We start from the raw sequence: 9,063 nt of genomic DNA, 5'->3' as shown, positions 1-9,063 counted from the left end.
CGCATCAACAGCATGCTGACGAACAAGGTATTCCCGTAAGGAAGAAGATCACCAACCCGACGACACAAGCTATCGTGGCATTTGAGATAGAATTGAATGCCCTGTTTGGAGAGCTGCAGCTTGTAAGCGCGAGTGCGGGTAACGGTCACATACACCTCCAGGAACTGGTCGGGACGTCTGAAAAGACTCGGCAAAGTGCTCCGCTTGGCATCGCGCAGCGGCACATTGATGAGCGTAGACGTCACAATCGGAATTTCATTTCCGGTTTCAGGAAGCATGCTGCCGACAAACGGCACCCGAACTCCCCCAACCGGAAGCTGATTGCCCTCGCTATTGCGGGGCGGGGGTGAAGCAGGCCATCCCTCGGCTCGGAAGAACGGAAGGAAACAACAGCATCGCCCGGGCAGCGAACCGGCCTGCAAAACCTTCCTTCCTCTGCGCTTTTTCAGCTCACAGGAGAACGGAACCGCGACCACGCGACAGCATGGCCTAGGTGCCTGCCGGCTTGTTGCCCTTACGGGATCATCATGCCGTGATCGATGCCCTTCATGCAAGCGTGGCGTTCATACACCGCGCAAAGAGCCAAACTCTTTGCATTTGGCAAGGCCGTCGGCTGCCAATGTGCTGCCCCAAGCAATGCAGCCCTTTCGGAAGGATCCCATCGATGCGAATGGTCACTTATGTTTGGGCGAGCCTCGCCCTCCTCTTTTCTGCCGGCAGGCTGATCGCTTGCCCGGCCATCGTTCCTCCCGCCCTGCTTTGCACGGTACCTCTCGATACCATCGAAGATGGTGACGGCTTCAGCATCGTCGCCCGGAAATCGCAACCTCAGCCTTCGGCCGTCCCCGCCATCCGGCTCAATCGACTGGGAAATCATGTGTGGATTGACGACGCGCCCGGGCAGTTCGGAGGGCACCTCGCCCCCATATTCCTTCGCCAGGAGAGCGTCCGATGAATATCTCCCGCAGCCTGCTGCATTTCGTGCTACCAACCTGCCTGCTCCTTGGCATGACATCCGTCGCGACCGCCCAAACGGCACCTCCGTCGATCCAGCAAAGCGATGACCGGCTGTTACGCGATGCTGCGGCCCAAGCGGAACTTCGGTTGCATCAGACCTTCTCGAACCTACAGTTCGACGAATTTGGCCCGGCTCCGGTCAGGGGCCCGATCTATCAAGCCAGCGCCGGCGGTCGGCTGATCTATTACGCCCCGGAAAGTCAGCATATTCTCTTTGCGACGGTCTATGATCGCAACGGGATCAATGTGACCGCAGTTGCGCAGAGCGCAAGAGCCGAAAAGCAGCTCGCTTCTATCGATCCGGCCAAGGCCCTCGTTATCGGCCCTGCAGGGCTACCAACGGTCATCGAATTCACCGATCCCGAATGTCCCTATTGTCAGGCGCTGGAGCGCTACTGGATCGCCAAAGCCGCTGAAGGCAAACCAGTGCGAAGGCTCGTCTACTTCGTGTCGGGCATCCACCCGCAGGCCGCGGCAAAGGCTGAGCATATCCTGTGCTCGCCGGACCCAGTTGCCTCTTTTAAGGCAATGTACACAGGCGTATCCCCGTCGGCGCTGGCGACCTGCCCGAAAGGGCACGCCAAGGTAGCGGAGGATGCAGCCCTCGTCGCGCGGGTTGGAGTCAGCGGTACGCCAACGCTTATCCTGGATGGCAAGATCATCTCGGGCTTCCAGCAGGGCCAGATTGAGACGTTTCTCGTCGCCCATTCCAAGGCTGTGGCCAATTCGACGCCCACACCGGTCTCGACCGCCACCCGCGATCATCTTCCTTAAGTTCAATCATTCTGGCGGCCGCCAGCAGACTGCAGATGACCGGCGCAAGCAGGGCTGCGGTTCTGGCGGATCGGGATGCCGATACACGCGGGCTCCGCGAAGCCATCCGACGCGAGCATCGGCAGCCAACGGGGCATCTCGACGGCGCAGCATTCCGGATGGCTTCACCCGACACGGAGTATCCTCATGATCAGACTTCCGGTTCTGCGCGCCTCCGGTTTCCGCAGCGCTGCTTCAACCGATCTGGCCCTCACCGGCCTCATCGCTACTCTCGCAATAGCCAGTGCCGCCCATGCGTTTTCGGCGCCAGCGCAGGGAGACCTTGGCTACGACATCTACGACATCGTCGTGAACAAGGGTGTCAAAGGTCCACTGGGCTTTGTGGGTGGAGTCGCCGCCTTCCTGTTTGGTGTCTCGCGCCTGTTTTCCAACATCATGATCGGCATCCCGACGATCGTGGCGGCAGTCTGCCTCATCAAGGCGGATTCGATCCTCCAGACCTTCGGCATGGTGATCTGAAAATTCGGACGCCGGACAGCGCCTGATCAAGGCGTCCAGCTGGCGGCCGCACTGAACCGGACCTCTCGCGAGTGAGGTTCGGCCCTCCACCTGGCCTCCGCCAAGTGGTGAAGCAGGAGGAGAAGGGCATATGGACGAACGTTTGCCCCAGTATCTTCATCGCCCGGTACAAATCCTCTGGTTTGCCTCGGACGAGTTCATCCTGGTCCTCTCGACGATCTTCGTCGCTGCCATCGTCGGCGGCGTGATCGGGTGGAGCCTCGTTCTGGCCCTTCTCCTTTTCTTGCCCTGGAAGCGCTCAAAACCGCGCGGCTTCCTCTCGCAACTGGCCTGGCGCTGGGGGCTTGTCTCCCTGCCCTTCTACCCGGGTCCGACCCAGACCCGCTTCTACGAGTGAGGCACGCCATGCCCTTTCCCTTCCTCAAACCGAAGACCGCGGCGCAAAGCGATCCGATGCTTGGTCAGCCCGCCAGTTTCGGCATCCACCGCTACCTGCAAGGCTCGGCCAATCTCTTCGAGGAGAACCGGCTGCTCAAATTTGCGATTGTCGGCCTGTTCGGGATCACAGCGGTTTTGGGCGCCGAGATCTATTCCTCGGACCAGAACCGCCGCACGGTGATCGTGCCTTTCGGTGCAGGCGGTGACCTCTATGTCACCGGCTCCAAGCCCTCAACCGACTATTTGCGTGCCATCGCCCGCAACATCGTCGAGCTCTCGGGCAGCTACTCCGCCTATTCAGCGGGCCCCCAGTTCCAGGAACTGCTCTCGATCGCGCATCCTTCAGCCTACAACCAGATGCGCGACAGCCTGAACAGCATCCTCGACGATCTCTCCGACAATCCCACGCTCTCGATCGCGACCTATATCCGCGCCGATCAGCCCGTGACCTGGACCAGCAGCGAGATCATCGTGCCGGTTGAGAAAGTCCGCGTCATCGGCGGCGTCATCCGCAAATTCCGGGGCAATCTCAAGATTGGCTACGCCATCGAGAATGGCCGGTTCTGGCTCACCCACCTTATCGAGGACAATTTCGATGCCGAAACCCGGTAAGCTCCTTCACTCGCCTGCCCGCTGCCTCACAGCAGGACTGATGGCACTGCAGATCAGTCCGCCCGCCAGCGCCCAGGCGATCATCGCCCTGCCCGACCAGACCGCATCGATCCGGCTCTCAAACCGCGATGTCAACCACGTCATTTGCAGCGGCGGCGAGATCGAGGACGTCAAGTTCTCTGCCGAGAAATCCATTGCGGTCGAGAAGGGCGGATCGGATGCCTGGATCAAATTCCTCGTGAAGGAAGTGGATGATGCCGGGCAGGTAACCCGCAGCTATGTGACCACCCCTTCGGAATTCTTCGTCTCCTGCAACGGCGCGATCTATCCGCTCTATGCCGAGCCCAGCGATATGCCCGCCCAGACGGTGACGCTGATGCCCGGCAAGGCTCAGCGCCAAAAAGCCAATGATGATCTACTCTCCCCGCTGGTCGAGGAGGAACGGGCTGTCTCGATTACCCTGGCCCTGCTGCAGGATCGCATTCCTGCCAGCTTCTCTGCGGTAGCGCCACGGACCGGTAGGATCGCCATTCCATCGCTCGACGGCGCAACGATCATCGAGCGCCGCCGGGTGGAGATCGAGGGCTCTGGCCTCTCGGCCTCGGAATACAGCGTGGATGTGCCAGCCGAGACCGTGCTCGATGAGCGTATCTTCCTAGATAGGACATTCGGCACGCGCATCTTTGCCGTCAGCGCGGACCACCTGTCGCTCAAAGCCGGCGAGCGGTCTCGCGTCATCATTGTGCGTCGGGGAGAGGTCCAATGAGCCAGGAACCTCCCTTCGAGCCCATGGACGGCGAGGACGCTGCGGGCGGCTCGGATAAGTCACCAAGCCGTTATCAAGCCCATCTCGAGGCGGAAGCCGCCCGCGATCAGGCGCAGGACAATGGTGGCCGCAGCGCGAGCATCGCATCCGGCCTCGACATCAAATCCCACTGGCAGGCTCTTTCCGCCAAACAGAAGTTGCGGGTCAAGCAGGCTGGCATCGGCATGGCCGTCGCGTTGCTGGGCTACGGACTCTACACTGCATCCTCAGGATCGAAGGGGCAGCCCGCAGTCGCGGCCAATGCCGCCAAACTCGATATGGGCGCCGGTTTGCGCGGCGACAGCCTGGAAACCAAGCTTCATGGCGATCTCAAGAAGATCATTGATGGCCAACAGCAGTTGGGCGACCGGGTGACCGCCATCGAGGAAGGCAAGGTTCAGCCTGGCGGTAAGGCGGCAAGCAGCACGCCCGACATGGGCGAATTACCCCCTGCGCTACCTGGCGTGAAAATCCCGTCCTCCCCGCCCAGCGGTGGCAGGGCAGGCCGGGTCAAGGGCTCGGACGATATGGACAGCCTTCCGGCACCACCTTCGGTTCCTGTTGGGCCGGTCACGCCGCCAGCCCCACCCGCACCGCCGGTCGAGAAGACGGTGGGCGCCATCGGCGGCGCGACCAGCAGCATCCTGCCTGCTTCCGGCAAGGATGGCGCCAAGGATCTCGCTGGCTCTGGCGCTAAAAAAAAGACCAGGACGATCTTTTTACCGCCTGGTTTTATGAAGGCGCGGCTGCTGACCGGCATCGACGCTCTGGCGAGCAAGGACGCGACGCAGAACCCGGAACCGCTGATCGCCCGCGTTCAGGCACCCGCCGTGCTGCCCAATGACGTCAAGGCGAACCTCGCCGGATGCTTTGTCATCGGCAATGCGACAGGGAGCCTCGCCAAGGAACGCGTCGAGGTCCAACTCGTCTCGCTCTCCTGCGTAGATTTCGACGAGCATTCGGTGGTCGACCAGCCGATCAAGGGCTTCTTTGTCGATACCGACGGCAAGAAGGGCCTCTCCGGCAAGGTGGTGACACGCGCCGGGGCGGCTCTTGCCCGCTCCTTTATCGCTGGCACCGTCTCGGGCTTCGCCAGCGCGGTCGAGAACACCTTCGGCTCAACCTCCACCTCGGCGCTGGGCTCGGTCCGCACCCTCGATGCCTCCGATGCCGCCAAGACCAGTCTGGCCGGTGGTCTCTCGAAATCCTCCGACAAGCTCACCGATTTCTACCTCGATCTCGCACGGCAGGCCGGCCCCATCGTCGAGGTCGGCGCCGCCAAGGATGTGGTGGTGGTGATCCAGGAGGGCGTCACCCTCGAGATCAAGCCCACCGCCGGGGTGAAGTTCTGATGCGCTCCCCGCTCAAAGGAGATGGCTCCATGCCCCCCATGATCACGCCCGGATCAACTACACGCGGCGTCCGGCTTCCCGCAGCACTCTTTGCGCCCGTGGCAGTCGCGATGCTGACAGGCTGCACCACTGTCGGCTCGCTGATGTCTCCCTACAGCGAGAAATTCTCCTGCAAGAACCCCGACCACGGCCAGTGCATCCATCCCGACAAAGCCTATGCCGATGCGGTGGCGGGCGTACCCTCGCACTCCGACCCGGCGATCACCCACGACAAGGCCATGCTCAAAGGGGCGCGAAATCATGAGGACGGGCAAGGCCATGCCGTTACGGCCAAGGGCGGCACGAAAGGGGTCGCGCCCTATATCGCCTACCGTGACAGCGTCTATCGCGAGCTTCAGGGCCTGATCGATGCACCGACAACGCCAATGCTGCGCGCGGGCAAAACGGTCAGAACCCTGATCCTGCCCTATGCCGATCGCGAGCGGCCCGACCGGCTCTATATGCCGCGCTACGTCTATTCGATCCTGGAACGCCCGCAATGGGTGGTCGGCGACTATCTCGTCGGCCAGCAGGACCCGGCCACGCGCGCGCCTGTACTCCAGCAGGTCAAGGACAAGGGCCACGCCGACCCTGCAGTCGATGGCGATCCCGCGCCCGTCCCCGCCGCGCCCGAGGAGGCACGGCCATGAAGCGGCTGCAGCATGAGGGGGCCGGCGGCCTCACCTTCGCCGCCCTGCGCCGCTCGGTCTCGCGCGACGCCTTTTCCGAGTTCCTGCCGCTGGTGGCGTGGGACAGGGAGGAAGAAGCCTTCCTCTGCATCGATGATGGCTGGGGCTATGCCTGGGAGCTTGTCCCCGCCGCCTATATGTTCGCTCATGTCCATCAGGCGCTCACGGGCCTGCTCAACATCCACTTCCCCGAAGGCACGGTCGCACAGCTCCATTGTTTTGCCGACCCGGTTATCGATCAGGCCCTCGACGCCTTCCTGGATCTCAAGACCCGTCCCGATCCGTTGATCCAGGCCTCCGCCCGCCGCACGGCAGACTATATGCGCGCAGGAACCGCAGGTCTTGGGGCCATGCACGGTATCCCCCTGCGCGACTTTCGCCTCTTCCTTTCGGTCAAGACCCGCGCCCCCCTCGGGCAGGACCTGCGCCGTCAGGTCGAGGAGCAACTTGCGAAGATGGGCATCCGCCGCCTCGCGCCGGAGGAGACCGTCAGCTTCTATCGCCGCATTTTCAACGGCCTGTTCACAGACCGGGCCGGCGGCTTTGCCGATGGCGCCGATGGTGGCCATGCACGCCCGATCCGCAAGCAGATCATCGATGCCGGGCCAGACCTTGCCTTTGATGGCCCCGAGGTCTTCCTCGGCAATCAGGTGGCCCGCTGCCTGACACCGCGCAGTCCGGCCCGCCGCATCACCGCCGAGAGGGCCAATCGCCTGCTGGGCGGCATGCGCGGCGCCGCCGAAGACAGCGATCAGATCGGTGGGCCATTTCTGGTCACGCTCAACATCCTCTTCGACCACTCCCAATTCGAGATCCACAAACGCGCCCAGATCCTTTCGGCCCAGAAAGCCGCCGGCTCCTTTGCCGTCGAGGTCGGCAAACAGATCGAGGAGATTGGCTGGGTGCTCGATGAAGCCGGCAACAGCCGCTTTCTCACCATCATTCCCATGGTCTGGGTCTTTGGCCGCGACCGCGCACAGGCCCGAGAGATGGCGGCCCGCGCCAAGCGCCTTTGGGAATCGGAACCCCTGCCCTGGATGATGCAGGAAGAAAGCTATCTCAATCCCGTGCTGCTGCCCATGAGCCTGCCCTTCGGGCTCTATCCGGAAAAGCGCACCATGCGCCTGCTCGAGCGTGACTTTCGCATGCCGGTGAAAGCCGCAGCGCTGCTGGCCCCGGTCCAGAGCGACTTTCGCGGCGGCGGCCGGCCTGCCCTGCTCTATGCCGGGCGCAAGGGTCAGCTCGTCACCCTCGACCTCTTCGATCCGCGCATCAACAATTACAATTTCATCGTCTCGGCCGAAAGCGGCGCGGGCAAGAGCTTCCTGCTCAACAACCTCTGCCAGCAATATTACGCGCAAGGCGCGCTCATCCGCATCATCGATATCGGCGGCTCCTACCGCAAGCTCTGCACGCTGTGCTCGGGCCGCTACATCGACATCGGGGAGGAGCGCCTGGTCCTCAACCCCTTCGATATGGGCTTTGCGCTCGATGGCGAGGACAAGCAGTCGGCGATTTCCATGGCCGTGGCGATTGTCGCCGAGATGGCCAATGCTGCCACGCGAAAAGGCGTTTCCACGTCGGAATGGAACCTGCTCAAATCGGCCGTGCAATGGGCGATCGAGACGGGCCGGGCCGAACAGGGCATCGATGCCGTGCGCGTCTGGCTCGGTGCCTATCCGGCACAGGCCACCACCGATCTTGACCGGGTCGAGCATCTCATCCCCACCGCGCGGGAGCTCGCGTTCAATCTGCGGGATTTCGGGTCGCAGGGCGCCTATGGGCACTTCTTCAACGGCCCCTCCAGCTTCGACATCTCGCGCGACGAGTTCGTGGTGCTCGAGCTTGAGCGCCTGAAGGCCATGCCCGATCTCTTCAATGTGATCGTCATGGTGGTGGTGAATGCCGTCACGCAGGAGCTCTACCTCTCGGCGCGCGACAAGCCCCGCTTCGTGCTTTGTGATGAAGCCGCTCAATTCATGAGCCGCAGCGACGGCCAGGATCTCTCCCGCCTCGCCGAGGCCTTCGGCCAGGGTTACCGCCGGGCTCGCAAGTACCAGGGCAGCTTCGGCGTCGTGCTTCAAAGCATGAACGATCTGCTGCTGTTCGGCGGTACGGGCCAGGTGATCCTCGAGAACGCCGCCACACGCTTCCTGCTGCAGGGCTCGACCTACGGTCAGGCGGTCGAGAACAAGGTGCTCGATTACTCGCCCTTCGTCCTCGATCTCCTCAAATCGGTGCGCAACGCCAAGCCTCATTACAGCGAGGTCTTTATCGACAGCCCTCTGGGGCTGGGCATCGCCCGCCTTGTGGTCGATCCCTTCTCCTATTGGATCAACACCTCGGCGCCCGGTGAGGTGGCGGCCTTCGATGCGCTGCTGCGCCAGGGCCTGAGCCCTCTCGAGGCGGTCTGCCGACTTGCCGGCGTCGATCCCGCCGAGATTCTTCCTGCCCAAGCGGAGGTCATGCCATGAGCCGCCTTTCATCCCATCCCGACCAGATCAAACTCTCCTTCGGCCAGGCTCAAGAGGTCGACGAGCTCGTCGAGAAGCGCGCTGCCGCGCAAGCCGAGGCCCAGGCCCTCTATTGGCGCCTGCGTCTGGTGGCGCTGGAAAGCGTGATGATGGCGGCCCTGCTCTTCGGGGCCCTGGGGGCGCTGACACATGATTGGCTCACGGCCCTGCGCAATGCGGCAATCGTCGGCGTGCTGTGCCTGATCGCCGGTCTGGCAACGGTGTGCCTCGCCGGCCTTGCCGGCCAGCTTCTCACCCGGCTTGGCGCGCAGTTGCGCGCAATCCGCAGCGGTCGGAGATAATCG

10 protein-coding genes and 1 pseudogene are annotated in these 9,063 nt (G+C 62.8%); 9 read left to right on the top strand and 2 right to left on the bottom strand.

Translation table 11 applies throughout. From position 1 onward, the window contains the following. Together SR3_RS31490 and SR3_RS31485 are read right to left on the bottom strand one after the other, a co-directional pair. Positions 1-296, bottom strand: a pseudogene (locus SR3_RS31490) (hypothetical protein); the annotation flags it as partial. Between the two features lie 218 nt (positions 297-514). Further along, positions 515-916 (bottom strand): hypothetical protein, encoded by a 402-nt coding sequence (locus SR3_RS31485; protein ID WP_157099003.1) that lies wholly within the window; start codon positions 914-916, stop codon positions 515-517. Between the two features lie 35 nt (positions 917-951). Here SR3_RS31485 and SR3_RS20715 point away from each other — a divergent pair, with 35 nt between their 5' ends. The 9 genes from SR3_RS20715 to SR3_RS20675 all read left to right on the top strand — a co-directional run bounded on the left by SR3_RS20715 (position 952) and on the right by SR3_RS20675 (position 9,060). Continuing rightward, positions 952-1,791, top strand: a complete 840-nt coding sequence (locus SR3_RS20715; RefSeq protein ID WP_407668187.1) for a DsbC family protein — start codon at positions 952-954, stop codon at positions 1,789-1,791. Positions 1,792-1,977: 186 nt separating this feature from the next. Beyond that, entirely contained in the window at positions 1,978-2,310 is a 333-nt protein-coding gene (locus SR3_RS20710; protein ID WP_068090279.1) for a hypothetical protein, read from the top strand. A gap of 130 nt (positions 2,311-2,440) precedes the next feature. Beyond that, a complete protein-coding gene (locus SR3_RS20705; RefSeq protein ID WP_068090265.1) occupies positions 2,441-2,707 on the top strand; it encodes a type IV conjugative transfer system protein TraL in 267 nt (88 codons plus the stop codon). Between the two features lie 8 nt (positions 2,708-2,715). Next, positions 2,716-3,360, top strand: a complete 645-nt coding sequence (locus tag SR3_RS20700) for a TraE/TraK family type IV conjugative transfer system protein (RefSeq protein WP_068090263.1) — start codon at positions 2,716-2,718, stop codon at positions 3,358-3,360. A gap of 40 nt (positions 3,361-3,400) precedes the next feature. Further along, entirely contained in the window at positions 3,401-4,126 is a 726-nt protein-coding gene (locus SR3_RS20695; protein ID WP_245654026.1) for a type-F conjugative transfer system secretin TraK, read from the top strand. Beyond that, positions 4,123-5,517 carry a TraB/VirB10 family protein gene (locus tag SR3_RS20690; RefSeq protein ID WP_407668186.1) on the top strand — a complete coding sequence of 465 codons (1,395 nt, stop codon included), beginning with the start codon at positions 4,123-4,125 and terminating at the stop codon, positions 5,515-5,517. The genes SR3_RS20695 and SR3_RS20690 overlap by 4 nt, the downstream gene beginning before the upstream one ends. Positions 5,518-5,555: 38 nt before the next feature. Then, positions 5,556-6,206 (top strand): TraV family lipoprotein, encoded by a 651-nt coding sequence (locus tag SR3_RS20685; RefSeq protein WP_068090276.1) that lies wholly within the window; start codon positions 5,556-5,558, stop codon positions 6,204-6,206. Then, positions 6,203-8,719, top strand: a complete 2,517-nt coding sequence (locus SR3_RS20680) for a TraC family protein (RefSeq protein ID WP_068090259.1) — start codon at positions 6,203-6,205, stop codon at positions 8,717-8,719. Before SR3_RS20685 ends, SR3_RS20680 begins: the two co-directional genes overlap by 4 nt. Further along, entirely contained in the window at positions 8,716-9,060 is a 345-nt protein-coding gene (locus SR3_RS20675) for a hypothetical protein (RefSeq protein ID WP_068090257.1), read from the top strand. The genes SR3_RS20680 and SR3_RS20675 overlap by 4 nt, the downstream gene beginning before the upstream one ends. Positions 9,061-9,063 lie beyond the last annotated feature (3 nt).

It is taken from the genome of Novosphingobium rosa NBRC 15208 (genome assembly GCF_001598555.1).
Lineage (GTDB): Bacteria > Pseudomonadota > Alphaproteobacteria > Sphingomonadales > Sphingomonadaceae > Novosphingobium > Novosphingobium rosa.
The sequence above is the reverse complement of the archived record's forward strand: the minus strand, read 5'-3'. Positions and strand labels throughout refer to the sequence as shown.